This is a genomic window from Cohnella rhizoplanae (assembly GCF_948329515.1).
Lineage (GTDB): Bacteria > Bacillota > Bacilli > Paenibacillales > Paenibacillaceae > Cohnella > Cohnella rhizoplanae.
The window spans coordinates 217,952-243,597 of record NZ_CAOJCN010000003.1 but is presented as its reverse complement, the minus strand read 5'-3'; the positions used below and the strand labels follow the sequence as shown (position 1 = coordinate 243,597).

General features: G+C 64.2%; 24 protein-coding genes. 4 read left to right on the top strand and 20 right to left on the bottom strand.

Annotated features, from left to right (window positions below; all coding sequences use genetic code 11):
- Positions 1–14: 14 nt before the first annotated feature.
- The 8 genes from solA to PQG80_RS07765 all read right to left on the bottom strand — a co-directional run bounded on the left by solA (position 15) and on the right by PQG80_RS07765 (position 7,709).
- The gene (gene solA, locus PQG80_RS07800) at positions 15–1,175 is read right to left on the bottom strand and encodes an N-methyl-L-tryptophan oxidase (RefSeq protein ID WP_271750698.1); all 1,161 of its coding nucleotides are present in this window, start codon (positions 1,173–1,175) and stop codon (positions 15–17) included.
- On the bottom strand, positions 1,172–2,401 hold the full coding sequence (locus PQG80_RS07795) for an amidohydrolase (protein WP_271750697.1): 1,230 nt from the start codon (positions 2,399–2,401) through the stop codon (positions 1,172–1,174). Before PQG80_RS07795 ends, solA begins: the two co-directional genes overlap by 4 nt.
- Positions 2,402–2,421: 20 nt before the next feature.
- Entirely contained in the window at positions 2,422–3,441 is a 1,020-nt protein-coding gene (locus PQG80_RS07790; protein ID WP_271750695.1) for an LLM class flavin-dependent oxidoreductase, read from the bottom strand.
- Positions 3,442–3,460: 19 nt separating this feature from the next.
- The gene (locus tag PQG80_RS07785) at positions 3,461–4,213 is read right to left on the bottom strand and encodes an amino acid ABC transporter ATP-binding protein (RefSeq protein ID WP_271750693.1); all 753 of its coding nucleotides are present in this window, start codon (positions 4,211–4,213) and stop codon (positions 3,461–3,463) included.
- A complete protein-coding gene (locus PQG80_RS07780; RefSeq protein WP_271750692.1) occupies positions 4,210–4,920 on the bottom strand; it encodes an amino acid ABC transporter permease in 711 nt (236 codons plus the stop codon). The genes PQG80_RS07785 and PQG80_RS07780 overlap by 4 nt, the downstream gene beginning before the upstream one ends.
- A complete protein-coding gene (locus PQG80_RS07775; protein ID WP_271750690.1) occupies positions 4,917–5,699 on the bottom strand; it encodes an amino acid ABC transporter permease in 783 nt (260 codons plus the stop codon). The genes PQG80_RS07780 and PQG80_RS07775 overlap by 4 nt, the downstream gene beginning before the upstream one ends.
- Before the next feature lie 21 nt (positions 5,700–5,720).
- Entirely contained in the window at positions 5,721–6,614 is an 894-nt protein-coding gene (locus PQG80_RS07770) for a transporter substrate-binding domain-containing protein (protein WP_271750689.1), read from the bottom strand.
- A 189-nt stretch (positions 6,615–6,803) separates the two neighbouring features.
- Complete coding sequence (locus PQG80_RS07765) at positions 6,804–7,709, bottom strand: LysR family transcriptional regulator (RefSeq protein WP_271750688.1); 906 nt, start codon at positions 7,707–7,709, stop codon at positions 6,804–6,806.
- Positions 7,710–7,876: 167 nt separating this feature from the next.
- Between PQG80_RS07765 and PQG80_RS07760 the strand changes: the two genes are divergently transcribed.
- Entirely contained in the window at positions 7,877–8,248 is a 372-nt protein-coding gene (locus PQG80_RS07760) for a hypothetical protein (RefSeq protein WP_271750687.1), read from the top strand.
- Positions 8,249–8,353: 105 nt separating this feature from the next.
- Here PQG80_RS07760 and PQG80_RS07755 read toward each other — a convergent pair whose 3' ends face one another.
- Genes PQG80_RS07755 through PQG80_RS07745 form a run of 3 tightly spaced genes read right to left on the bottom strand, consistent with a single transcriptional unit; the run spans position 8,354 to position 11,383 of the window.
- A complete protein-coding gene (locus tag PQG80_RS07755) occupies positions 8,354–9,424 on the bottom strand; it encodes a Gfo/Idh/MocA family protein (protein ID WP_271750908.1) in 1,071 nt (356 codons plus the stop codon).
- Between the two features lie 5 nt (positions 9,425–9,429).
- Complete coding sequence (locus tag PQG80_RS07750; protein WP_271750686.1) at positions 9,430–10,593, bottom strand: Gfo/Idh/MocA family protein; 1,164 nt, start codon at positions 10,591–10,593, stop codon at positions 9,430–9,432.
- A 31-nt stretch (positions 10,594–10,624) separates the two neighbouring features.
- Positions 10,625–11,383 (bottom strand): sugar phosphate isomerase/epimerase family protein, encoded by a 759-nt coding sequence (locus tag PQG80_RS07745; protein WP_271750685.1) that lies wholly within the window; start codon positions 11,381–11,383, stop codon positions 10,625–10,627.
- A 151-nt stretch (positions 11,384–11,534) separates the two neighbouring features.
- On the opposite strand from PQG80_RS07745, the gene PQG80_RS07740 reads away from it, so the two are divergent.
- A complete protein-coding gene (locus PQG80_RS07740; protein WP_271750684.1) occupies positions 11,535–12,434 on the top strand; it encodes a helix-turn-helix domain-containing protein in 900 nt (299 codons plus the stop codon).
- Between the two features lie 111 nt (positions 12,435–12,545).
- On the opposite strand, the gene PQG80_RS07735 is transcribed toward PQG80_RS07740, so the two are convergent.
- The 8 genes from PQG80_RS07735 to PQG80_RS07700 all read right to left on the bottom strand — a co-directional run bounded on the left by PQG80_RS07735 (position 12,546) and on the right by PQG80_RS07700 (position 21,888).
- Positions 12,546–13,976, bottom strand: a complete 1,431-nt coding sequence (locus PQG80_RS07735; protein ID WP_271750683.1) for an FAD-dependent oxidoreductase — start codon at positions 13,974–13,976, stop codon at positions 12,546–12,548.
- Between the two features lie 169 nt (positions 13,977–14,145).
- On the bottom strand, positions 14,146–14,793 hold the full coding sequence (locus PQG80_RS07730; RefSeq protein WP_271750682.1) for a DUF2306 domain-containing protein: 648 nt from the start codon (positions 14,791–14,793) through the stop codon (positions 14,146–14,148).
- Between the two features lie 52 nt (positions 14,794–14,845).
- A complete protein-coding gene (locus tag PQG80_RS07725) occupies positions 14,846–15,538 on the bottom strand; it encodes a response regulator transcription factor (protein ID WP_271750681.1) in 693 nt (230 codons plus the stop codon).
- The gene (locus PQG80_RS07720; RefSeq protein ID WP_271750680.1) at positions 15,535–17,013 is read right to left on the bottom strand and encodes a sensor histidine kinase; all 1,479 of its coding nucleotides are present in this window, start codon (positions 17,011–17,013) and stop codon (positions 15,535–15,537) included. The genes PQG80_RS07725 and PQG80_RS07720 overlap by 4 nt, the downstream gene beginning before the upstream one ends.
- A 36-nt stretch (positions 17,014–17,049) precedes the next feature.
- Positions 17,050–17,796: an ABC transporter permease gene (locus PQG80_RS07715; protein ID WP_271750679.1), complete on the bottom strand. Its 747-nt coding sequence runs from the start codon at positions 17,794–17,796 to the stop codon at positions 17,050–17,052.
- On the bottom strand, positions 17,793–18,530 hold the full coding sequence (locus tag PQG80_RS07710; protein ID WP_271750678.1) for an ABC transporter ATP-binding protein: 738 nt from the start codon (positions 18,528–18,530) through the stop codon (positions 17,793–17,795). The genes PQG80_RS07715 and PQG80_RS07710 overlap by 4 nt, the downstream gene beginning before the upstream one ends.
- 118 nt (positions 18,531–18,648) lie before the next feature.
- Entirely contained in the window at positions 18,649–19,506 is an 858-nt protein-coding gene (locus PQG80_RS07705; RefSeq protein ID WP_271750677.1) for a hypothetical protein, read from the bottom strand.
- A gap of 306 nt (positions 19,507–19,812) precedes the next feature.
- The gene (locus tag PQG80_RS07700) at positions 19,813–21,888 is read right to left on the bottom strand and encodes a beta-galactosidase (RefSeq protein ID WP_271750676.1); all 2,076 of its coding nucleotides are present in this window, start codon (positions 21,886–21,888) and stop codon (positions 19,813–19,815) included.
- A 156-nt stretch (positions 21,889–22,044) separates the two neighbouring features.
- On the opposite strand from PQG80_RS07700, the gene PQG80_RS07695 reads away from it, so the two are divergent.
- Positions 22,045–22,884, top strand: coding sequence for an AraC family transcriptional regulator (locus PQG80_RS07695; protein ID WP_271750675.1), 840 nt, complete (start codon positions 22,045–22,047; stop codon positions 22,882–22,884).
- Between the two features lie 345 nt (positions 22,885–23,229).
- On the opposite strand, the gene uxaC is transcribed toward PQG80_RS07695, so the two are convergent.
- The gene (gene uxaC / locus PQG80_RS07690) at positions 23,230–24,648 is read right to left on the bottom strand and encodes a glucuronate isomerase (protein WP_271750674.1); all 1,419 of its coding nucleotides are present in this window, start codon (positions 24,646–24,648) and stop codon (positions 23,230–23,232) included.
- Between the two features lie 121 nt (positions 24,649–24,769).
- Here uxaC and PQG80_RS07685 point away from each other — a divergent pair, with 121 nt between their 5' ends.
- Positions 24,770–25,621, top strand: coding sequence for an AraC family transcriptional regulator (locus tag PQG80_RS07685; RefSeq protein ID WP_271750673.1), 852 nt, complete (start codon positions 24,770–24,772; stop codon positions 25,619–25,621).
- Positions 25,622–25,646: the final 25 nt, after the last annotated feature.

The window sequence follows — 25,646 nt, the reverse complement described above, 5'->3', positions numbered from 1 at the left end:
GCGAAACAGCCTCCTTATGGGGTAGAAGCGGCGGTTGCCGACGGGAAACGGGAGAGCGAGAAGGGCAGAAGGTCGGCGGGCGGCGTGCCGGACGCGGTCCATTCGGCCAGCGCCTCGCCGATCGCGCTCGCGAACTTGAAGCCGTGGCCGGAGAACCCGCCGGCGAGGAGTACGCCGGGTAATGAGGGATGCTCGTCGACGATGAACTGTTCGTCCGGAGAGAGCTCGTATTTGCAGACAGCGCCGCGGACGAGACGGCCATCGGCGCCGGGCAAAAATTCGCGAAGCGCCGCCCGCAGATCGGATTCGTCCTCCGGATACGCGCCGAACGGCTCGAGACGTTCGCCGGGCTGCCAGGGACGGCCGCCGTCGTGGCGTCCGATCTTGACGCCGGCGCCGTCGATGCTCGGGAATCCGTAATAACCGCCGCCAGGTCCGCCGAACGTGAAGCCGGGCAGGCGCCCCGCTCCATACAGCCGCTCGTCGGCTTCGAACCAGCCGACGACCTTGCGGACGGCCTGCACCGGAATATCCACGCTAGGCGCTAAGGACTTGAACCAAGCCCCGGCGCTGACGATGACCCGGCCGGCCGCATAATCGCCGCGGCTCGTGCTTACCGTAAGGCCGCCGCCTTGCGCTCCGATCCCGAGTACGGCCGTATCCGTCAGCAGCTCCGCGCCTTCCGCCAAAGCCAGGCTCCGGTATGCGGCAACGCACCGCTCGCTGAACAGATAGCCGGCGTCCGGCTCGTATAGGCCCCGATAATGCGCAGGCACGCGCCAGCCGGGCCACCTGCGCGCGATCTCCGCCGCGTCCAGCGATTCGTAAAGCACGCCCTCGCGATCGGCGTCGGCGAACCGGCCGTCGAACGCATAGGCGCACGGATCGCTCACGTTCAGCACGCCGGAACGCTCCAGCAGCCGCTGGCCCGTGAGCGACTCCAGCTCCCGCCATAATGCGTCCGCCCGAAGCGCGAGCCGGACGTAATGTCCGCCACCGTGGTAGACGTGACGGATGAGCCGGGGCTCTCCATGATGGCTGCCGCCCGTATGAGGCGGGTCGAACGCATCGATCAACAGCGTCCGGAGCCCGCGCGCGGCCAGATGATAGCCTGCGCTCATCCCCATCGAGCCGGCGCCGACGACGATGACGTCATAAGCGCTGATGCCGCTCATGTGACCGCGCCCGCTTCGGCGCGCCCGTCGCCGGACTCGGCGCGGGCGGCGGCGTGCGGCCCGGCACCGGCGCCTTCGGCCGACAACGCCGCGAGCGCCTCGGCCGCGACGGCTGCCAGGTATGCGGCAGCCCCGGGGAGCGCGGACTCGTCGACGTCGAAGGCAGGATGATGCCACTCGCGGGGGCCGTTCGTGCCCAGGAATACGAAGGCGCCGGGCGCTTCCTTCAGATACAGCGCGAAGTCCTCGCCGGCCGGCGAAGGCCGGGGCTCTACGACCTCGAGCCCTGCCACGGCCGCGGCCTTGGCGGCCGTGCGCGCCCATCGCGCGTCGTTGACGACCGGCGGCGGTCCGCCGGTCCAGCGCGTCCGCGCCGTCGTGCCGAAGGCGGCGGCCACGCCGTTCACGACCTGCTCGAACCTGCGCCGCACCTCGGCGCGGACGCCCTCGTCGAACGTGCGGATCGTTCCGTCGAAAATCGCTAACTCCGGAATGACGTTCCAAGACGTGCCCGCGCTGAGCCTGGTGACGCTGACGACCGCGCTGTCGAGCGAGCTGACGCTTCGGCTGACGATGCTCTGGAGCGCCGTCAGCATGTGCGCGGCCGTCACGAGCGGGTCGATACCCGCTTCCGGCACGGCGGCGTGCGTCCCCTTTCCGTCGACCTCGACCGCGAAGCCGTCCGCGGCCGCCATGATCGGTCCGGACCGGATACCGATCGTACCGACCGGCAGGTCCGGCTTGTTGTGGAGGCCGAATACCGCGCCGACGCCCGCGAGCGCCCCGCTCGCGATGACCTCCGCCGCGCCCTTCGCCTTCTCCTCCGCGGGCTGGAACAGCAGCCGCACCGTTCCCGGCAGCTCGGCTTCCCGCCGCTTCAGGAGCACGGCGGCCCCGATCAGCGCGGCGGTATGAAAGTCGTGCCCGCAGGCATGCATCGCACCCGACCGCCGCGAGGCGAACGGCAGCCCTGTCTCCTCCTGGATCGGCAGGGCGTCGATATCCGCGCGCAGCGCGACGACGGGCCCCTCCCGCATGCCGCCGATCTCCGCCACCAAGCCCGTCTTCAGCGGATATGCGGCGATCCGTATGCCTTCGCGCTCGAGCCAGCCCCGGATAGACGCTGTCGTCTCGTATTCTTCGCCGGACAGCTCCGGATAGGCGTGAAGATGACGCCGTATATCGATCAGCTGCCCGGCGAGCGCCTCCTCTATTCCTATAGCCATCGCCAGTTCCTCCTTCGCGGTCACTCGACGCCGACCGGAAGCTCCTCGAACGCTTCCTTGATGAGGCGGATCGACCGCTCGCGCTTCTCGAAGTCGGCCAGGATCGTCGTAAACAGCAGCTCGCTGACGCCGTAAGCGCCGGCCAGCTCCAGAAGCCGCTCCCGCACCTGCTCCTTGGTGCCGCGCGTGATGTCCGCATCGCGGACCTCGGCCGTGAACGTCTCTCCCGCCTGCCGGGCGAACTCCTCCGCCTGCTCCAGCGTACCGACGTTTACCGTCTTGCCGCTGGCCAGCGTGACCCGCACGTTCTTGAACTCGCCGGCCAGCTCGGCGGCCTCCGCCTCGGTGTCGGAGGCGATGACCGACAGCGCGAGGATCGCCCTCGGCCGGCGGCCCGTCTCGTAGTTGAAGTTCGCGCGGTAGGTCTCGAACGCGCGCGCGGCGGCTTCCGGGTCGTTGTTGATGAACAGCGCGAACGCGTACGGATAGCCGCGTGCAGCGGCAAGCTCGGCGCTGGACACGCTCGTGCCGAGCAGATGGATCTCAGCCGGCGCCGCGGGCAGCGGGGTCGCCTGCACGCCGGCCAGCGGGTGATCCTCGCCCGCCGGTCCGGTCAGATACCGCTCGAGCTCGGCGAGCTTGCGATCCAGACCCGCGGATTCGCCCTGCGCGCCTTGCAGCGCGCGCGTCGAGCGGGGCAAGCCGCCCGGCGCGCGGCCGATGCCGAGCTCCACCCGTCCCGGCGCGATCGTGGCGAGCACGTTGAAGTTCTCGGCCACCTTGTAGGGGCTGTAGTGCTGCAGCATGACGCCGCCCGAGCCGATGCGGATGCGCTCGGTCTTGGCGAGCAGATGGGAGATCAGCACCTCCGGCGAAGAACCGGCCACTGACGGCGAATCGTGATGCTCGGCGACCCAGAAGCGCTCGTAGCCGAGCGACTCGGCCAGCTGCGCCAGCCGGATCGTCCCCTGCAGCGCCTCGGCGGGCGTCCGTCCGGGGAAGATGATGCTCTGATCCAATATGCCAAGGGATAAGGCCATAGATTCCAGCTCCGTTCGGTTAGATGTTGTAGACGCCCTCGGGCGTCATTCGCTTGAGGAACTGCTTGGTCCGCTCCTCCCGCGGCGATCTGAAAAATTCGGCGGGTTCGCCTTCCTCGATGACGGCGCCGTCGTCCATGAACACGATCCGGCTCGCCACCTCCTGGGCGAACGCCATCTCGTGCGTCACGATGATCATCGTGATGCCTTCGCGGGCGATCTTGCGGATGACGGACAGCACCTCGCCGACCAGCTCCGGATCGAGCGCCGACGTCGGCTCGTCGAACAGGATGACGTCCGGATTGAGCGCGAGCGCGCGCGCGATGCCGACACGCTGCTGCTGCCCGCCGGAGAGCTGGCTCGGATAGGCGTCGAGCTTGGCGCCGAGGCCGACCTTCTCGAGCAGCTCTGCGCTTCGGCGCCGCGCCTCTTCCTTCGGCACGTTTTGCACGACGACGAGCCCTTCCATTACGTTCTGCAGCGCCGTCTTGTGACGGAACAGATGATATTGCTGGAACACCATCGCGGACCGGCCGCGCAGCCGGTGAATGTCCTTCTTCGAGGGATGTCCGCAATCTACCGCCGCGTCGCCGATTCGGATGTGCCCGCTGCCCGGGCGCTCCAGGTAGTTGATGCAGCGCAGCAGCGTCGTTTTGCCCGAGCCGCTCGGCCCGAGGATCGCGACGACCTCGCCTTTTTCGACCGCCAGATCGATGCCCTTGAGCACCTCTTGCTTGCCGAACGACTTGCGGATTTGCTTGAGCGCGATCATGCGACCCCTCCTCTGTCATAGCGGGCGACGCGCTTCTCCAATAGCGCCGTCAATCGCTCGATGACGATCGTTAGTCCCCAGAAGATCAGCGCGGCCGCGATATACGATTCGAAAAACTTCCAATTGGTAGAGGCGACGATCTGCGCCTTGGCGTTGATCTCGACGACCGAGGCCGTGAACGCGAGCGTCGAGCCGTGGAGCATGCCGATCACGGAATTGGACAGGTTGGGCAGCGCGGCCGCGAACGCCTGGGGGAACACGATGCGGCGCAGCGCCTGCCAAGTCGTCATGCCGACCGCGTACGCGGCTTCGATCTGCCCCCGGTTGACGGCGAGCAGCCCCGAACGGACGACCTCGGACATATAGGCGCCGGCCGTGAGCGAGAAGGCGACGTAGGCGAAGCCGATCATCGGTACCTGTACGGAGCGGAAGGAGAGCCCGAGCGCCTCGGAGAGCGCGTCGATGGCGATCGGCAGTCCGAACATGACGATCAGCAGGTGCGTGAGCATCGGCGTCCCGCGGACGAAGGTGACGTATGCGGAGGAGAGTTCCCGCAGGACGGGCACCCGATAGATCCGCGACAGCGCGGTGACGATGCCGATGATGAAGCCGCAGCCGACCGACACGACGGTGATCTCGAGCGTCGTCGGGATCGCGGACAGCAGCTTGACGAACGCCTCCCAGATGAATGCCGGGTCGAGCTTCATCGCAGCGCCCCCTCTTCGGTCAGATTAAGCCTTGCGGCCGCCTCCCGGCGCCTGGCGCGCCTGCCCTTCGCAGGCGACGAAGCCGATCCGTCCGCCGGCTCATGCCGGAGCAAGCGCCGCTCCAGCCGGTAGAGGCCCTTCTGCAGGATGAAGCTGAGGATGAAGTACAGCAGCGCGAGCGCCAAGTAGGATTCGAAAAAGCGTTGGGACATGGTCGGCAGCGTCTGCGCCTTGCCCGTAAGCTCCATGATGCCAAGGGAAAACGCCAGCGACGTGTCCTTCAGGTTGGCGATGACCAGGTTGCCGAATACGGGCATGGCCACGGCGATCGCCTGCGGCAGCACGATGCGGCGAAACGCCTGGAAGCCCGTCATCCCGATCGCGTAGCCCGCCTCGACCTGGCCGCGGTCGACCGCCCCTACGGCGGCCCGGATCGCCTCCGAGATGAAGGCGCCGCTGTGCAGCGCGTACGCCGCGACGACGAACACGAGCACCGGCGTCCGGGAGACGTCCGCGTGGACCAGCTTGAGCAGCTCGGGCAGTCCGTAGTAAATCAGGAACAGCTGGATGAGCAGCGGCGTCCCTCTGAAGAACGAGACATAGACCTGGGACAGGCGCTGCAGGACGGGAATCCGATACAGACGGGGCAGGGCGACGAGCATGCCGACCGCCGATCCGATCAGGAGCGAGAGCGCGACGATCTCGAGCGTGATTCCCACGGAAGGCAGCAGCCGGACGAAATACTCGAATACATAGGAGACATCGACTGATGCGCCCATGTGCGTTCACCCTCTCTGACGCTATTTGGCGATGTCGGCCGTGAAGTCTTGCCCGAGCCATTCTTTGCTGAGATTGCCGAGCGTGCCGTCTGCCTTCAGTTCCTTGATCGCGACGTCGATGTCGTCGGCCAGCTGCTGGGAATCGGCCTCGCCCTTGCGGAAGACGAACAGGATGTCGGCTTCGCTGAGGTCGTCGCCGACCGTCTTGAGCTTGCCTTGGGGATCGATAAGGGAAAGGGAGAAGTCCGCGCCGAGCGTCGCGTCCACGCGGCCCGTGGAAATCTGGCTCACGGTATCGTTCGCGGCGCCGTTCTGATAGATAATATTGATTTTCTTGTCGTGGTCTTTGTTATAGTTTTCGAGGATCTGCGCTTCGGCGCTCGTCGCGCCCGTCAGCACCTTTTTGCCCGCGAGATCGTCGAGCGACTTGATCGTGTCGTTGTCCTTCGCGACGATGATCTTGTTGCGCCAGTGCGCGTACGGCTCTTTGTTGAACAGGTATTTTTCTTCGCGCTCCGGATTTTTCTCCATCTCGTGGGCGACGAAGTCGATTTTCTTGGTCTCGAGGCTCAGCAGGAGGTTGCCGAAGTCCATCGTCTGCAGCTCGAATTCGTAGCCTGGCAGCCGCTCGTCGATTTTCTTCACGAGTTCGACGTCGAACCCCGTCAGCTTCCCTTTGTCGTCCAGGAACGCCACTTGCGGGAACTGCGTACCCGTCCCGACGACGATCTTCTTGACCTCGCCGGCCGGGGACGCGCTCGCTTGCGAAGCTGCCGATGTAGTTGCAGGAGCCGATGCGGTCGCCGCCGCAGCCCCATTTTCGTTGTTGTTGTTGTTGTTGCCGCACCCGGCCGTCACCGCCACCGTTGCCGTCAATACGATGCTTGCCGCACCGGACCATACTTTTCTTTTCATACCGATTCCTCCGCCCTTTTTATCCTGCTTAGATGAATGCAGCGGCGATCTCCGGATGTCGGGTCGATGCCTTGCTTTTTCGATAACTTATAATTCTTACCCGTTTAGTAAGGATTATATGGTCATTAATCTACACGCTTGGCGGAAGCGCGTCAATACGATTTCTAATAGATAAGTTCTATATGTGGATCACACAATCCGATATGCCGATTCTTTGCCCGCCAGCACGCGCGCGGCGATCTCCTTGAGCGAGCGCGCGAATGCCTCGTTCTCCCCTTGCCCGTTGATCAGGCTGGTCATGAGACCGATGCCCGACGTCTCGGGGAAATGGATCGGCACCAGCGTGCCCTCCGCTTCTTCGCGGCGTACGCTCATCCCCGGCAGGAAGCAGATGCCTTCCTGCTGCAAGAGCAGACGCTTGGCCGTCTCCGCGTTGTCCGTCTGCAGGATGAGATTGGGCAGCAAGCCTTGGCTCTCGAACACGCGGTGGATGCGCAGCCAATCGAGCGCGCCGCACTCGAAGAAGAGGAGCGGTTCCCCGGCGAGGTCCTCGATCCGCGGATGCGGATTCGACGCGAGCGCGTGCTCCCGCTGAACGTAAAGCCGGATCGGATCCTCGTACAGGACGGCGGAATTCAGGCCGGGATGATTGAATTTGCGCACGAAGCCGATGTCGAGCTCGCGCGCCAGCACGCGGGCGCCGATATCCTCCGACGTGGCGGTCGTCAGCTTGAGGCGGAGCGACGGGTGGCGGCGCCGGAACTCGGGCAGGATGAGCGGCAGCAAATATTGGGCGGCGGACACGGTGCAGCCGATCCGCACCTCTTCCTTGGCGGCTTGCGTCTGACGGACCTGCTGCTTGCCTTTGCGGTACGTGTCGAGGAGCTGCTCCGCGTAGGGTCTGAACAGCTTGCCTTTGTTCGTCAAGATTACCTGCTTGCCGACGCGGTCGAACAGCTGGCAGTCCAGCTCCCGTTCGAGCGACTGAATCCGCGCCGTGACGGAAGGCTGCGACAGAAAAAGCGCTTCCGCCGCCTTGTTGAAGCTGCCGTAATGGAGCACATGGACGAAGGCTTCGATATTTTCGATATTCAAATCATATCCCTCCTTATTATTCCGTGTTTGCAGGTAATATTAGTTTGATTTATAGCGCACTGTCAAGCATTATTCAGTGAAAAAGAGGCATTCGGAGTGGCGCTCCTCCCCAGTCGGCCTGTCCTCAGTCGCCATATCCTATGTATAGAAAGGAGGTGGACACGCCGATGCGCGCAACGCTCTCCCATGCGCAGGTCTACCCGAGACTGTACCTGTATCGAGACGAAAATGATTGCGGCAAGCGGTACGTGTGGCGCGGCAACCGCGCGCTCCGCAATCTGGACCGCCTTTACAGCCGGCTAGGAAGCCTTCGCTTTTATTCTCCGAGCCGGGAAGGGACGCTGGTGCTATTCAGCCAAGCGAACTTCCAGGGGCGCTACCGCATCTATCGCGGCACGACGAACATCCGGAACCTGAACGCCTTGTTCGGCGGTCAAGGGCCCGGGTCGTTGATCATCTCCAGCTATTGCCTGAAGCCGTGGCAGGTACAGATGATTCGCCGCACGGGCTGCTTGCCTGCCGGATTCGTGATCGTGTAAGGGCGTTTATTCGCAAAAGGAAGCGGCCCGCTCCCCAGGGACGGGGCGGACCGCTTCTTCGATTCGAGCAAGCTCGCATTCATGCGGCTGAGAGGGGTGGCGGATTCAGAGACGGATGGCTTTCTCCTGCGCGAGCAGGCAGAGCTCGGCAGCCTTGAAGGCATGCGCCTGCGTCATGGCCCGCTCCGTGCGGTGCATGCAATCGAGGATCAGGTCGCCGAAAAACGGAAACCCGACCTTGCCTTGCACTTCCTCGTGAAACTCCCCGGCCCGATTGACCAGATACACATGATCTCCGGTGCGATCGCGGGCGATGTCGACGTATTTGCGCAGCTCGATATAGCCCTCGGTACCAAGGATCGTCGTTCTGCCGTCTCCCCAGGTGCTGAGGCCGTCCGGCGTCAGCCAGTCTACGCGGAAATATTGCGTAGCCCTGTTATCCCCTGCGAGCGTCGCGTCACCGAAATCCTCCAGCTCCGGGTAATCCGGGTTCGCATAGTTGGCGACCTTGCTGTGCAATACTTGGGCGTCCGAGCAGCCGGCATAGTACAGAAACTGCTCGATCTGATGGCTCCCGATATCGCACAGAATGCCGCCGTACTTTTCCTTGCGGAAAAACCAATCCGGCCGCGAAGGCGCGTTAAGCCGGTGCGGCCCGAGTCCGATCACCTGCAGGACGCGCCCGATGGCGCCCTCTTGGATGAGCTGCCCGGCATAAACGGCCGACTCGACGTGAATGCGCTCGCTGTAGTACACCATGTACTTCCTTCCGGTCTCCGCCGCCTTGCGGCGGGCGGACGCGAGCTGGCCGAGCGTCGTGAAGGGCGCCTTGTCGGTAAAATAATCCTTGCCCGCGTCCATGACGCGCAGCCCCAATCCGCATCGCTCGGACGGGACCGCCGCGGCCGCGACGAGCCGAATCTCCGGATCGCCCATAATATCGTCCTCGCTCGCCGCGATCCGGACGCCCGGAAAGGCCTTGGCGAAAGCCTCCGCCTTCCCGCGGTCTCGGTCGTATACCCACTTGAGCGTCGCGCCGGCCTCCGTGAGGCCGTTGGCCATCCCATAGATATGGCCGTGATCGAGCGCGATCGCCGCGAACGCGAATTCCCCGGCCGCGACCACCGGACTCGGCTTGCCCTTCGGCGCATAGTTCATGCCGTCGTTTTTCTGCATATCGCTCAAGTCCCGTAGCTCCCTTCGGTGCTGAATACCGCTCCGGTCCCCGTCTTATGCCTGGACGCGGCGGCACGCTTGTTCAGCTCGGCGAGGAACAGCTCCTCGTCCGGCGGCATGTCGACCGTGCGCTCCAGCCAGCTGGACAGATGCATCGCGTTGGACAGCGTCAGGCTGCGGATGCCTTCCGCCCCGTCCGCCGTGAGCGGCGCGCCGCTCAGGATATGTCCGGCGAAGGCGGCGATGACGCCGTTGTGCTGGGGATTCTCTCCCTCCGTCTCGATCGCCTGCGCGGTAGAAGACGGGCGTTCGAAGCCGCCCACGGTCTTGTCGTAGCAGAACTCGCGCTCGTTCCGGTCAAGCTTGTATAGCGTGAGCTTGTCGTGCTCGCATACGAGCTTGCCCCACTCGAGCGTGATCTCGAGCCGGTTCGTGCCGGGACAATCCGCCGTGCTCGTCACGAATACGCCCGTCGCGCCGTTCTCGAATTCGAGATAGGCGGTAACGTCGTCCTCGACCTCGATGTCATGCCACTTGCCGTTATGGCAGAAGGCGCGCACGCGGCTCGGCATGCCGCAGATCCACTGCAGCAGGTCCAGGTTGTGCGGGCACTGGTTCAGCAGCACGCCGCCGCCCTCTCCGGCCCAGGTCGCGCGCCAGCTGCCCGAATCGTAATAAGTCTGCGTCCGGTACCAATCCGTGATGATCCAGTTCACGCGCTTGATCGCGCCGAGCTCGCCGCCCTGCACCAGCTCGTGCATCTTGCGGTAGACCGGGTTCGTCCGCTGGTTGAACATCATCGCGAACACGACGCCGCTCGCGGCAGCCCGCTCGTTCATTTCCCGCACCTGCTTCGCGTACACGCCGGCCGGCTTCTCGCAGAGGACGTGCAGTCCGCGCTCGAAGGCCTTGATCGCGAGCTCCGGATGCTCGTAATGCGGGGTCGCGATCAGCACCGCGTCGCACAGGCCGCTGTCCATGAGCGCCTCCGGCGAGTCGAACAGCGCCGCCTCCGCGGGAAGATACGCCTTCGCCTGCGCGAGCCGCGCCGGGTCCCGCTCGGCCACGGCGGCGAGATGCACCTCCGGCACGGCGCCGGCGATCAGGTTTTTCGCATGCGAGGACCCCATATTGCCCATGCCGACGATGCCAAGTTTAAGCTGCTTCATCCTGCGACTCTCCTTCCGTTCTCCATGAGGTTCAGCGGTACCCGAGGTCCGCGAGATTGCGATAACTCGTCTCCAGGCAGTCGAACGGGCTGCCTTCGCATGTGTCCTGCTCCACGAGCAGATACTGCGTCGTGCCCGCCTTCTCCAGCGCGCCAAGGATCGCGGGGAAGTTCATGTTGCCCGCCAGAACAGGCGCCATGACCGGCGCCATGCCGCGGACGTCCATATCCTTGAGGTGGACGCAGTGAATGCGGTCGGCCAGCTTGCCGATCCACTCGCATACGTCGGCGCCCGCCGCCTGAACCCAGTACGTATCCAGCGTGATGCCCATCTCCCGCGGCGAGAAGTCCTCGAGCATGCGCTCGATCATCCTGCGTCCGCCGATCTTCTGCCATTCGAAGTTGTGGTTGTGGTACATGAACTGCTTGCCGGCATCCGCGATCGCTGCGGCGGCTTTGCGGAAGTCGGATGCGAAGTAGCCGTACCACTCCGCCGTCCGGTATTTGTCCGGGAGCGCGCCAAGGCCGATATATTTGCAACCCAGCACGTCGTGCTCGCGGATAAGCGCATCCGTATCGTTCAACAGCCTGTCAACGCTTACATGCGTCAGCGCGATCTCGAGCCCGAGCTCGTCGCATACGCTCCGCAGGACCTCGGGGGCGATGCGCCCCATGGCGGACACCTGGATCGACGTGTAACCGATTTTCGCAATCTTTTCAAGCGATCTGCGGATATCCGTCTCCGTCTGGATATAATCTCTCACGGTGTACAGCTGTGCGCCCAACTTCATCGGATCAGACTTCCTCCTCGTCATCCATGGCGGATCTGTGATACCTTTAAGTATAGGGATTCGCGAGGATGCTTCCATTGTGAAAAGCACGACAGACATTGCGAAAATAGCGGTCTTGGATCCTGCCAGGCGTACAAAGGGGGGGATTAACATGGGGAATATCTCGCAGATCACGACCGATTCCATTTGGTTCCACCACGGCCTGGATCGTCGCAGAACCGATGCCTACGCGCTTCATTGCCACCATTTTTACGAGGTTTATTATTTTATCGAAGGCGAAGCGAGCTACCTTGTCGAGGGCGTCAAGTACGTGCCCGAGCCTCATAGCCTCCTGCTGATCTCCCCCAACGTTTTCCACGGGGTCAAGGTCGAGAGCGACCGCCCTTACGAACGCTTCGCGGTTCACTTCGAGCCGTCCATCCTGTCCGACGAGGAGCGCCCTCTTCTGCTGTCGCCCTTCCACGACGCGGCCGCGCCCGAGGATATTTATATCGCGGACGCGGACCGGTTCGGCATGCGCGACTACTTTGAGCAGCTGATGGCTTGTACGGGAATGAGCGCCGACATCCGGGACATGGCGCTGCGCATCCGGCTCGGCGCGCTGCTGTCCCAGCTGCTGCATATGCGCCGCACGATCCGCCGCGCCGAGGGCGAGCAGCGCCCCAGGCAGACCGTCGATCGGATCATCGGCTACTTGAACGCCCACATCGCCGAGGACATCTCTCTCGACGCGCTATCCGCGCTTTTTTTCGTCAGCAAGCATCATCTGAACAAAATGTTCCGGCGGGCGACCGGCACGACCGTAGGCAACTACGTGATTCACAAACGCGTGGTCCTCGCCAGGCAGCTCATGATGCAGGGCGAGACCGCGAACGCGGCGTCCCTGAGCGCGGGCTTCGGCCATTATTCCTCCTTCTTCCGCGCCTACCGCAATATTTACGGCCACGCGCCGACGGAACGCGGCGATATGGCTTTGGGCCGGGCGTCCTACCGCATCGAAGGGCAGGACCCGGCTTCCGGCGGGGCGCGCCACGCGGTTGCGGACAGTTAAGCGATGCCGCATGCAGGTCGATGGAACGGCAAAAAACCGCCTCGGGGATCGCTTCCCTGGCGGCAGCCGTGCATGCGGTGAAGTTGGCGCGGAAGCCGGACCGAAGGAGGACTACGCTTGAATTACGGGCGTTCGCGGCCACTCGCCCGTGAATTCCTGGACGTCGTAGGCGTAAAAGCGGCCGAGCGTCTCCCCCCGGTCGTCGAGGAACAGCTGGTCCGCCAGAGCGGAGACGAGTCTCGGGATCCCATACTTCATGCCGGACAGCGCCGACGCGGAGATGCCGCAGCTGACGAGGGCCGAGTAGTTATAGGTAAAGAGGCCGTGCAGCGGCGCTTCGCCCTCTTGATCGCGGCTCGTGAAGGCGAAGCCGGGCGTGAGGTACGGATGCGCGTCGAGCAGCGGGCTCGCCAGCTCGGCAGGCGCCGCGTAGCGGTCGCCCCAGCGGGCGATGTGCCGCTCGACGAGCGCGAGTTCGGGGCGCAGTGCCGGGTCGGTGAGCAGGCCGGTGCTGACGATGAGGAAGTCGAAGTAATGCTCGCCCTGCGGCGTCGTCACGACCGCGCCGCCTCCCTCCGGCCGCACCGCGAGCCATGGCGCGCCGAGATGGAGCGCGAAGCCCGGCCAGGCGCTCGCGCGCTCGAACGTGTCGTTGGTCGGGGGCTGATTGAACCTGAAAAAGTGCGAGATGACCGCGTATTTGTCCGCGTCGGACAGCGCCGCGAAGCGCTCGATCATGCCGGAGCCCTCCATCTGGCGGATCGGGTTGACGCGCGGCAGGGACTGGCGCCGCACGAACACATGCGCTTCGGCCACGCCTTCGGCGAGCGCGAAGTTGGCGTTGTCGAAGGCGGACGCGCCTCCGCCGAGCACCGCCACCCTTTTGCCGCGGAGCGCTCCGAAGTCGATCGCCTTGGACGTATGCGCGTAGAGGCCGGTCGGCAAGCTCTCCGCGATCATCGGGGGCACATGCCATTCGCCGCCGCCCTGGACGCCCGTGGCCAGCACGACCTTGCGCGCGAGCAGCGCCGGCGAGAGCGCCCCGGCACCTTCGAGATGGAGCCGGTGAATGCCGTCGCCCGCGGGCTCCATCAGCCTCAGCCTCGTCTCGTTGACGACGGGCAGGTTCAGTACCTGGCGATACCAGCGCAGATAGTTCATCCAGTCGCCGCGCGGGATTTTGTCGACCGCCTCCCACCCCTCCGGGCCGAACTGCGCCTCCCACCAGGACCGGAACGTCAGCGAAGGTATGCCCAGATCGATCGAGGTCAGATGCTTGGGCGTGCGCAGCGTCATCATGCGCGCGTACGTTTCCCACGGCCCTTCGGCGCCTTCGGGATTCTCGTCAATGATCAGTATATTGTAGATCCGCTCGCGCAAGAGGCCGAAGGCGATCCCCAGGCCGCTCTGGCCGCCGCCGACGATGACCGCATCGTAGACATGGCCTTCCGGATGCGGAGTCGGACGGACCCAGGTGGCCCCGCCGTACGCGAGATAGGATAGGTCGGTTTTCACGCGCGCGTTCAAGGCTTCCAGGCTCATCGGGATCCTACCTTTCCATGGCAAGTGGCCTTCGGCCTTCAGTTTATGTCAGCATAGGCGACATCATCTGTTAGCCTGATCTTATCATAGCGCGCCGGGATTGCCATGGACAGTAGACAGAGGATTTATTGTGAGGATTGCTAAATTAGGTTTGGCGTATTGTTCACGATCACGAGCGCGCGCGGGCCGCGGCCGGCTTCAGCACGAACCACTCGACCGCGATCATGTTCGCCAGGAGCCCGACCCAGATGTTGACCTCGAGCGCCTCCCGCACCATCCCCTCCCTGCCTTCCGGAAGCGAGAAGCCGTGGAGAAGCGCGTACGCCAGCAGCAGCGCGGGCATCGCCAGCCGGCCGCTGACGGCCACGAGCGTAATCCCGAAGCTGCGAATCATCCATCTGCGATGCGCTTCATACGCACCCGCCCGGGCATGGCGGTAGCCTTGCCAGCTGGCGTACAGCCATACGCCCGACAGCATCAGGAAGCCCGTCGCCTTCGCGAACGAGGCCATGTAGAATACGAGCGCGACCGCCAGAATACCGCTGATCCCCACGCTAGCGACATAGAGCATGCCCGCATAGCGGTGCAGCTTGGGCCGCACGCGGCGGATCGGCTCCGCGAACTGGACGAAGCCGGTCAGCAGCGCGACCAGCGCAAAGCCGATATGCGCGACGAGAATCGGGAATTGCAGCTTCGCGGCGTTCAACTCCACGCGGCTGACGGCCGGATTCATCGTCAGATAAGGCGCCGCGAACGGCAAAATGACGGCGAGCGATACGATGAACAGAATCCACAAGGATTTTTGTTTTTTGAACAAGCGCATCCCCCTCTCCTAAGCACCGGCAAGATCCCGGGGCGATTGTGCACGGTCATACGTTGAAGCGGTATCCGACGCCCCAGATCGTCTCGATATATTGCGGCTTGGACGGATCGGCTTCGATTTTCTCGCGGAGCTTGCTGATGTATACGGTGACGGTCGCCGTATCGCCGTTGGCGTCCAGGCCCCAGATCTTCTCGAACAGTTCGTCCTTGCCGAAGACGCGGTTCGGATGCAGCGCCAGAAACAGCAGCAGATCGTATTCCTTGGACGTCAGCGGGACTTCGGCCTCGTTCACGTACGTCTTGCGCGACGGCTTGTCGATGCGGATGCCGCGCAGCCGGATCTCCTCCGCCCTCGCTGCGTGCCCCGAACCGGTTAGCCGGTCGTACCGGGCCAGATGCGCCTTCACGCGGGCGACGAGCTCGCCGACGCTGAACGGCTTGGTCATATAATCGTCGGCGCCAAGGCCGAGGCCGCGGATCTTGTCGATGTCCTCCTTGCGCGCGGATACCATCAGGATCGGGATGTTCTTGCGCGCGCGAATCTGCCTGCAGATCTCGAAGCCGTCCACCTTGGGCAGCATGAGATCGAGGATGAGCAGATCGTAATCTTCCGCCAGCGCCTTCGCGAGGCCGACGTCCCCGCTCGTCGCGATCTCGACCGCACAGCCGGCCGCCTCCAGGTAATCCTTCTGCACTTCCCCGATCACCAGCTCATCCTCGACGATCAGAATCCGCTTCATGGCCGCACACCGTCCGTTTCCGTCTTTTTAAGCGTGAAGCAAATGCTCGTCCATTCTCCCTCGCGGCTCTCGGCCCAGACCCGGCCGCCCTGTCCTTCGACGATCTGCTTGACGATCGCGAGGCCCAGCCCGCTGCCTCCCGTATCCGTGCTGCGCGAGAGCTCGGCGCGATAGAACCGGTCGAATACGTGAGGCAGCGCATCTGGCGCGATGCCCGCTCCGTTGTCGGCGATCCGGACCGTCGCTTCTCCGTCGCCGTCCGTCCATCCGATGACGATCTCGCGGAGCGGTTTATCCATGTATTTCAGACTATTCTCCACGACGTTCATGAGGACGCGCCTCAGCTTTTCCCTGTCGGCCTGCACGCGCACGGCGCCGACGCCGGCGCCGCCGATCGGGCCGACGATGCCGATCCCGGCCATCCTCGGATCGGCGCGGAGCTCCTCCGCGCAATCCGCCAGGTACGCGCCAAGATCCGTTGGCTCGATCTGGAAGGGCAGCCGGTTCAGGTCCAGCTTGGAGAAAAGAAACAGCTCGTCGATCAGCCGGTCCATATCGTTCGCTTTTTTGGCGATCATGCCGATATATTTGTCCCGCTTGGGGCCGGTATCGGCGATGCCGTCCTGAATGCCCTCGACGCAGGCCTTGATGCCGGCGATCGGCGTCTTGAGGTCGTGCGAGATGTTCGCGATCAATTCCTTGCGGTTGTCCTCGTACTGCAGCTGGAGGCGGATCGAGTCGTTCAGACGGACGCGCATGGCTTCAAACGCCTCCCCCAGCCTGCCGATCTCGTCCTTGCGCCTCAGATCGACGCGCTGGTCGAGCTGTCCGTCCTTGATCCGCCCTGCGGCTTGCTGCAGCGCATTCAGCGGCCGGATCAGACTGCGGGAGACCAGGAGGGTCAGGATGCCGTTGGTCAGCGCGACGACGGCGAGCAGCGCGGCCAGCCCCAGCAGGAACAGCGAGCGTATGCTCCCGAAAAAGGTGCTCATATCGTAAAGCACGAACGCTTCGCCCGCGCTCCCGTCTCCGAATCGGAAGTCGTACTTGACGACGCTGTACTTCCCGTCGATCTTTTTCTTGCCCCAAGACGGCCGCTCGTCGTTCGGGCGCGCCTCCTGCAGCCGCCGGTACAGGTTAGAGACCGCTGCGGCTTCGGGCGACGCATAGGTGATCGCGCCGTCCTTGGCAATGACGAGCCTGGCGTCGAATTCCTGCAGGCGCCGGGTCGTCTTGGCCAGAAAATCTACGTCGCCGTACCGGTCCGGATCGGTCTCCGCCATGAACTTCACGCCCGCGGTCAATTCGTCCAGTCTGCTGGAGGCGGACCACGAGGCGGGAATCTTCGTGGCGCTCCCGTCCCCCGGCGTCTTGAACAGCAGCGAGGCTACGCTCGTCGCGATCAGGGCGAACAGGATGACGGGGATGACCGTCATCGCGACGTACGACAGCACGAGCCTGAACTTGATGGACATGGGGTATCTCCTTAGGGCACGGCACGGCGCCTGGAATTAGAGCTGCTTGCGATCGAGCAGGACGACGCCTGCCGTATAAGCCATTATACAATAGGCGATCAAGATCCCCGCCGAGCGGATCAGGCTGCCGGCGGGCGCGCCCGCGCCTGCCCACAGGACATGCCAGTCCGCGTAGGCGACGACGGACCACACCGATGCCTGCGGCACCAGAAACGGCAGCAGACCGGCCGCCGCGTAGACCAGCAGCATGACGGCCATCCCGCCTGCGGCGCTGCGCACGATCAGGCCGACGAGGCTGGCCAGCAACCCGAGCGCGATCATCGGCAGCAGGGACACCGCGTACGCCTTGAGGCTCTCGGCGATGCCGTCCGCGGCCTCCGCGCCCGCGACGAACATCCCCGCGGCCGTCGCGGCGATCCAGCCCGCCGCCAGCAGCGCCGCCGCGTAGAAGGAGAGCACGAATATTTTCGAGGCGTACACCTTCGCCCTCGTGACCGGTCGAAGCAGCGCAAGCTTCAGCGTGCCGTCCGCAGCTTCGCCGGCAAACAGGTCGGCGGCGGTCATCATGAGAAACAAAGGCACCAGAATCAGCGTCAGAAAGCGGAGCGTCAGCATCGGCAAATCTCCGCCGAGCACCCCGGTCAAGCCGTCTTCGGGCAGCGCGCCCAGCGCCCAAGCGGCCAGCATGGGCAGCAGGACGGCGACAAGCGCGAAGCCCTTCGTCTTCCTCCGTCGCCACAGACGCTCCGTCTCGTTGCGCGCGCTCGCATACAGACCGTTCATCCGAACCTCACCTCCCTTTCGCCGCGAATCTGCGCCATCGTATACTGCTCCAGGCTCGATTCGCCCCAGAGCCCTTCGTCCACCGCCTCGGTACGGATCATTCGTCCTTCGCTCATGATGCCGACCCGGCTCGCGATCAAGCCCAGATCGTGCACCAGATGGCTGGACACGAGAAAGGCGACGCCCTCCTCGTCCGCCAGACGGCAAATCGCGGTCCGAAGCTCGGCCATCCCTTCGACGTCGAGCCCGTTGGTCGGCTCGTCGAGGAGAACCAGCTTCGGGCCGGACAACAGCGCGGACGCCAGCGCGAGGCGCTGCTTCATGCCCAGCGAAAAACCGCCGGCACGCTCATGACGGTAGGCGGCGAGCCCCACCTGCTCCAGCACGCGGTCGATCCTCGCGGCCGGCAGCCGCGGATAAAATCGGGCCGCCTGCCGGAGCTGGCCGTACGCCGTCATCTTCGCGTAGACATCGGCCGTCTCGATGATGCAGCCTACGCCGGCCATCGCTTGCTCGAACCGCGTCGCCAGGTCATGGCCGAACAGCTCGATCCTGCCCCGGTCCGGACGCGCCAGGCCGGAGATCAGCTTGAGCAGCGTCGTCTTGCCCGCGCCGTTGGGGCCGATCAGGCCGAACACCTCGCCCGCCGCCACCTCGAAGCTGACGTCCTGCACGCCGCGGCTGTTTTTATACCTTTTGGCGACGTCCGTTACTTTTAGCACGGTTTCCATCATTCATTTCCCCTTCCATTCTGTCTTCCATGCGCGGATCAAGCGCAGGGGCGGCTTGCCGCCCCCAGGCTCCGTCGCAGAACGGCGCCGTTCCCCGTTGCCCGGTCGATAAGTGCGACGCTTACCGGCGCCAGCCGCCGTGCGGTCCTTTTGCGTCCACCAGCGGCTCGACGGTCTTGCCTGCCAGATCGATCCGCTCCGGCGTCGTGACGTCGTAATCCGAAAAGTCGATGCGCAGCGCGAGTTCGAGCTCATGCTTGACGCCCGCTTCGTCCCTGCCTGTCAACACGATGCTCGCGGTCTGTTCCTCGAGCCTGCCGTCCGCGCCGATATCCGCGTCGAGATCGATGCGCTCGACCTTCACCGCCTCCGTCAGCTTCGGCAGCTCTGCGCCGGCAGCGCCCCGCTCCGACAGCCCGGCGGTCGCCAATGCGCCGAGCGCGTTCGCGATCGCCGGCACCCGGCTGCCCGACAGATGCAGCGCGGCCCGCTGGCCGCCGTCCGGCGCCGTCTCCACTGTCGCCAGCTCCCTGACGTTGCCCGTGAGCGCGTCGAACAGCTGCAAGGCAGCTTGCGGCGGACCGTGCGGCTTCTCCGAGCGGCCCTTGTCCGTCTCCCCGTCCAGCGGCTTGACGCGGTAGGCGTCGCTGTCCGCCGTTTTGACGACGAACTGGCCGTCCTGGACGTAAATATTCGCGCCGTGCGTCTCCCCATCGCGATGGGCGGTCGCGACGACGCTGCCCGCTCGCTGCGCTTCGTTCCACCGGATCTCCGAGGCTCCGGCGAAGAGCGACTTGCCGTTATCCGTGACCGTCAAGTCGGCTCGCGCCGTTAAGCTGACAGCCTGCGTCGTCCTCTCAAGCGCGGCGTCATAAGCCTCGTATCCCGACGTGCTCGCCATCGCGCTGAATCCGCTCGCCAGCAGCATCGCCGCCCCTACGCCGAACGCGCCGCCTGCCATCCACCATTTCTTCTTCATATCCGATACCTCCGCTGATCTGAATGTTGAAACCCCTTCGGTCCGGTATCCGCCGGCCGCTCTCGGCTCCCTGTAATTCAGCTTAAACGGCAAGTCTAAACCATCCTCAAAGCAATTCTAAAAAAAGTATAAAAACGCCGGAGGCAAACCCGCGCAGCGAAAAGCCCCGCAAAGCCGGAGGCTTATGCGAGGCTGGTTGGAATCAGATGGGAGTATGAACTTATCGGAGCGGGCTACGTCGTACAGAGACCGTAGTGCTTCGGGGGCCATGCGATGCGCTTCCCTGCTCTTCTCTTCGCCTCCGCCTTAACCCGCGGCCGGACGGACCAGCACGCGTACGCCATTTTGCGCGAGGCCGAGCTCGCTGCCGGCGATCGGTTCCCCGGTCTCCGCGTCGCGGTACGCGGCCCCGTCCAGCTTGACCGACTGGTCCGCGCCGCTGTAATTTTCCACGAACACGTACTCGGATTCGCCGTCCGTGCGGACATGCGCCGTCACGCCGCGCGGCAGATCGGTCGCGAGCGCCCGCGGGAGCGACAGCGCGTCGGCGAGCTTGGCATACAGCGCGCCCAGCAGCGCGGTATCGGCGCGCGTCGCGAGATAATAGGCGCGCCCTTGGCCGAGGGCGTTGACCGTGAGCGCCGGACGTCCCGCATAGAAGTCGTCGCGGTACGTCGCCAGCGCGGTGGCGCCTTCCAGGTGCACGAGCTCGCACAGCTCGCGCGACTCGTAAGTCCGCTCGAGGCCAAGCGCGTTGCCGTCCACCGGCACGAGCGCATTGCGCTCGTCGTCGTACAGCGCGTCGATCTCCTCCGCCCAGATGCCGAGCGTGCGCCGGAGCGGACCCGGGAAACCCCCAAGGTAGCACAGATCGTGCTCGTCGACGACGCCGCTCCAGTACGTGGCGACCAGCGTGCCGCCCGCTTCGACGAAGCGCTCCAGGCGCTCGCCCGCCGATGCGCGGCACAGGTACATCATCGGGGCCGCGATCAGGTCGTAGCGGGAGAGATCCCGGTCTTCCTCGGAGCCGATGATGTCGACCTGGATGCCGAGCGACCAGAGCGCGCGGTAATGCTCCATCAGCGTATCTTCGTAATGAACGCCCGCATTGCGGGGACCCTGCGAATCGTTGACCGCCCAGCGGTTGTCCCAATCGGTCAGGAGCGCGGCTCGGGCGACCACGCCGGTCCCCGCCGCATCCGCGAGGCGCCGGAGCGTCTCGCCCAGCTCAGCCACGTCGGCGAACACGCGCGTATGCTCGTGTCCGACGTGGTCGACGACCGCGCCGTGCAGCTTTTCGCTCGATCCGCGGCTTTTGCGCCACTGGAAGTACTGCACCGAATCCGAGCCGTGCGCGACGGCCTGCAGCGATGCCAGCTTGTGCATGCCCGGCTTCTTTAGCTTACTGATCGGCTGCCAGTTGGTCATGCTCGGCGTGCTCTCCATGAGCAGGAACGGCTGGTCCTTGAGCGAGCGGAACAGATCGTGGTTGTACGCGAACCATGCCGCGACCTCGATGTCGTCCCGCGCGCCGTGCCATTTGGGATAGGCGTCCCAGGAGACGACGTCCAGGATGTCGGCGAATTTGCGATAATCGAGCCCCTCGTAGCCTTCCATCAGGTTCGTCGTTACGGGCAGGTCGGGGTTGAACGGACGCACGGACGCGATCTCGTGGCTGCAAAAGTCCACGGTGCGGTCGGTTACGAAGCGCCGCCAGTCCAAATTCTGCGCGTGAACCATATTCTCGCCGCGCGGCGAAGGCGCCTCGAGCTGCGACCAGCTCGTGTAGGTATGCGCCCAGAAGGACGTCCACCAGGCCGCGTTGAGCGCGTCCAGCGTGCCGTAACGCGCCTGAAGCCACTCTCGGAACGCCTCCTGGCAGTAGTCGCAATGACAATCTCCGCCGTACTCGTTGGAGATGTGCCAGCCGAGGACGGCGGGATGCCGCGCGTAACGCTCGGCCAGCTTGCCGTTCATGATCGCCACCTTCTCCCGGTACACCGGGGAGCTGTAGCAGTGATTGTGGCGGTGCCCGTGCAGGTTGCGCACGCGTGATGCGTTGACGCGCAGCACCTCCGGGTACCGCTCCGACATCCAGGCGGGACGGGCGCCGCTGGGCGTCGCCAGCCATGCGTAAATGCCGTTCGCCTCGAACCGCTCGAGCACCCGGTCCAGCCAGCCGAACTCGAATTTACCTTCCTCCGGCTCGATCGCCGCCCAGGCGAAGATGCCGACCGCCATCGCGTTGCAGCCCGCCAGCTTCATCAGCCGGATATCCTCCTCGAGCACATGCGGATCATGCTGCCATTGGTCCGGATTGTAATCGGCGCCGTGCATGAATCCCCGAATTTTGCCGCTGACCGGCGCATATCGATTCGTCATTGTTCGCTCTCCCCTATTCGATCGCTATTCGTCGCGTGACCGCATTGCCAACGCTTACAAACTAAACTATAGTCTGATTGTAAGATGTCTCATGTCTATAGCGTTAGCACAATGCGCGTCTATATAAGCACAAAATGAACATGGAGGAATCCCGCGATGCACCTTCCCTTCCGGCTGTCTCCTTACGGTCATGACGATCGGCTGCCGATCCGCCTGTATTGCATCGGCGCGCACGCGCAGCATCCCGTGGCCCGCCCCGGCGGATTTCCCGTCATGCAGTGCTTTATCGCGCTCCGGGGAAAAGGACGCTTCGCGTTCGCCGACGGCAGCAGTCTCTATCTGGGCGCCGGGCAAGCGCTGCTGCTGCCGTCCGACGAGGCGCACAGCTACGATCCGCTGCCTCGCGAACCTTGGCTGCTCGGGTTCGTCGGATTCGAAGGCCCCTCCGCGCGCGGCATCGCAGATGCCTGCGGGATGCCCTTCGGCGCGACGATCTCCTTGAAGGACACCGCGCCGCTCGCGGACGCGGTCCGAACGCTGTGGCATCTGGCCGACGGCGCGGACGCGGCGGCCTCCCGGGCATTGTCGTCGCGGCTCTACGATTTTCTGCTGCTGCTCGCGTCGCTCGGAACCGGGCCGGCTTCTCCCGCCCTGCCGCCCCCCGCACGCCAGTCGGACGCCGCGCTCGAGCGTGCCGTCCATTATTTGCACGAGCATTTCGCCGAACCGCTCGTCATGTCCAACGTCGCGAGCGCCGTCGGTTACTCGGTCCAGCACTTCCAGCGCCTGTTCCGCGAGGCCTACGGCGAACCGCCGCTCGCCTATCTGCGCCGCTTCCGGCTGCATCAGGCGGCGGTCTGGCTGGAAGAGACCCCGGGTACCCCCGTGTCGGAGATCGCCGGAAGGATCGGCATGGACCCCAACTACTTCATCCGCGCGTTCAAGCAGGCGTACGGGTCGCCGCCGGGGCACTATCGGAGGGGCAAGGGCAAGTGACTACTTTCGGCTCATCGGTTGATTGACGGGCAAAAGGGACTCTGACGGAGACTACTTTCGGCTCATACGTCGGCTGGTCGGCGAAAGAGACTCTGACGGAGACTACTTTCGGCTCATACGTCGGCTGGTCGGCGAAAGAGACTCTGACGGAGACTACTTTCGGCACATACGTTGTCTGGTCGGCAAAAGAGACTCTGACGGAGATCACTTCCGGCTCATCGGTCGGCTAGCGGGCAAAAGAGACTCCGACGGAGACTACTTTCGGACCGCAAGCCTAGAGGAAGCAAAAAAAGGCTGTTCCCCGCCAACGGCATGGCATGGGAACAGCCTTTTAATGAGCGGTCGTCAGGCGCCGGCGCCGAACTTGAAATACTGCTTGGCGTTGCGGTAGCTGATGTCGCGGACGATGCCGCCCAGCCAATCGATGTCGCCGGGGGCCTCGCCGCGCTCGACCCACCGGCCGAGCACGTCGCATAGGATGCGGCGGAAGTACTCGTGTCGCGTATACGACAGGAAGCTTCGCGAGTCGGTCAGCATTCCGACGAATCGGCCGAGCAGCCCGATATTCGCCAGCGTCGTCATCTGCGCGAGCATGCCGTCCTTCGTATCGTTGAACCACCAGGCGGAGCCGAGCTGAATCTTGCCCGGAACGCCGCCGCCCTGGAACGAACCGATGATGGAGGCGAGCACGTCGTTGTCGCCCGCGTTGAGCGAATACAGAATCGTGCGGGGCAGCGCCCCTTCGCGGTCGAGCGTATCGAGCAGGCCGACGATCTGATCCGCGAGCGGGCCGTCGCCGATCGAGTCGAAGCCGGTATCCGGGCCGAGCCGGGCGAACATGCGCGAGCTGTTGTTGCGGCGGGCGTGGATGTGGAGTTGCATCGCCCAATCCCGCTGGCTGTACCAGCGTCCCAGCTGCAGAAGCGTGTACGTGCGATACTTGTCCGCTTCCTCCCGGGAGACGGCGTCGCCCGCCAGCGCCTTGGCGAAGATCGCGGCCGCTTCTTCTTGAGTCGTCGGCGCGAACGGCACCGTGTCGAGCGCATGATCCGAGACGCGGCAGCCCCGCTCGTGGAAATACGCGACTCGCGACGCCAAAGCCGTCAACAGCGCGTCGTAATCCGCGATCGGCGCGCCCGTCGCGGCCTCGAGCTTCTCCAGCCACGGACGGAACGTGCTAGCCAGCAGGTTAAGCGCCTTGTCCGGCCTGAACGACGGCAGTACGAGCGTGTCGATCGTAGCGTCGTCCGCGATCGCCGCATGATATTCAAGCGAATCCGCCGGATCGTCCGTCGTGCAGATGACCTCGACGCGGCTCTTCGCGATCAGGTCGCGGACCGAATAGCCCTCGCCGTCGAAGCATGCCTGGGTCCGGTCCCAGATCGCGCGCGCGTTGTCCTCGCGGATGATCTCTTCGACCCCGAACAGCCGTCTGAGCTCCAGATGGGACCAGTGGTACAGCGGATTGCCCAGCGTCGCCGGCACCGTTCGCGTCCAGGCCACAAAACGTTCGTAGTCGCCCGCGCCCTCTCCGCCCGTCACGAGACTTTCCTCGATGCCGTTCGCCCGCATCGCCCGCCATTTATAGTGATCCCCGTACAGCCAGGCTTCCGTCAGGTTCGCGAACCGCTTGTTCTCCGCGATTTCCTTGGGGTCGAGATGGCAATGATAGTCGATGATCGGCATCGGCGCCGCATACTCGTGATACAAACGCTCGGCCACCTTGTTTCCCAGCAAAAATTGCTCATCCATAAACGGCTTCACCGGCCAGCACCCCTTTATTACGGTTTCTGACCCTTATCATAAGACAATGTAAGCGCTAAGTATTGGCCTTTTTTGTTATAATGGGCTCATAAATGATCTTTTTTGCCCTGAGGTGAGCGCATTGAGCAAGGATACGCTGCTGGTCGATTACGGACACGAGGACCGCGACATTTATCTCCACCGCGTGATCCGCGCGGCTCCGTTCGAGCGGAACAATCATTACCACGGCACTTATGAGGTGTACTATCAGGTCGCGGGGCGCAAGCACCACTTCATCAAAGAGCGCGCGTACAACGTCGCCGCGGGAGATCTCGTGTTCATCAACAAGTACGACGTCCACAAGTCGTCCGTGCTCGGCTCGCCGCAGCATGAGCGGATCGTGCTTAATTTCAGCGACGCCTTCCTCGGAACGGATCACCCGCTCTTCGATCCCGGACTGCTGCGTATCTTCAGGCGTCCGAATCATCTGTACCGCCTGAAGCCGCAGGAGCAGTGGCTGGCCGAAGACCTGTTCCGCAAAATGGAGGAGGAAGTCAAAAACCGGGAGGAAGGCTACGAGCTCGCGCTTCGGCTGCTGGTGACGCAGCTGCTGCTGTTCGCGTCGCGGCTGAAGGAGGCGGAGGTCGACGCAGCGGACGACCCGCTCAGCCCGACGCACAAGCGGATCGCCGAGGTCGTGCGGCATATCAACGCGCATTATGCGGAGCGAATGGCGCTCGCCGGGCTGGCGGAGAGGTTCGCGATGAGTCCCTCCTACTTGAGCCGCACCTTCAAAAAAGTGACCGGCTTCACCCTCGTCGGCTATCAGAATCTGGTGCGGATCCGCGAGGCGCAGACGCTGCTGGGGACCACGGCGGATACGGTCGCGTCGATCTCCGAAAAGGTGGGCTTCGAGCAGTTCGCGCATTTCAACCGGACGTTCAGGAAAGTCGCGGGCACGAGTCCGACCAGGTACCGCAAGTGGAACCGCTGAACGGTCGTCGTATTCGATCTTTAGT